1 pseudogene is annotated in these 463 nt (G+C 62.4%); it reads left to right on the plus strand.

Annotation, left to right across the window (positions count from 1 at the left end):
* Positions 1 to 12 precede the first annotated feature (12 nt).
* A pseudogene (locus AC1DCZ_RS19370) lies at positions 13 to 463 on the plus strand (transposase); the annotation flags it as partial.

Below are 463 nucleotides of genomic sequence, written 5' to 3' on the forward strand. Positions count from 1 at the left end.
AGGATGTTGACCATGCCTACGGCTTATGGGGCGGAGTTCCGCCAGGATGTTATTGATGTGGCCCGCAAGGGCGAGGCGCCGCTGGCGCAGATTGCGAAGGATTTCGGGCTTTCGGTCACGACGCTGAAGCGCTGGATTGCCATCGCCGAGCGTAAGGAAACCGGGGCCGGCCCGGCAGCGGCAGAGTCGGCCGAAATGCGCGACCTGAAGAAGCGCAACCGCTTGTTGGAGCAGGAGAATGAAATTCTGCGCCGGGCTGCTGCCTATCTGGCAAGGGACATCAACCCAAAATGATCTACCCGCTGGTCACGGACCTTGCCGCCGAGGGGATTCCCGTGGCGGTGACCTGCAGGGTGTTGAAGTTCAGCAAGCAAGGGTACTACCGGTGGAGAGCCAGCCCGGTGACGGAACGGGACTGGGTGGACGCCCACCTGGTCAACGCCGCCTTGGACATCCATGCCGA

Source organism: Arthrobacter sp. 10N418 (assembly GCF_056394725.1).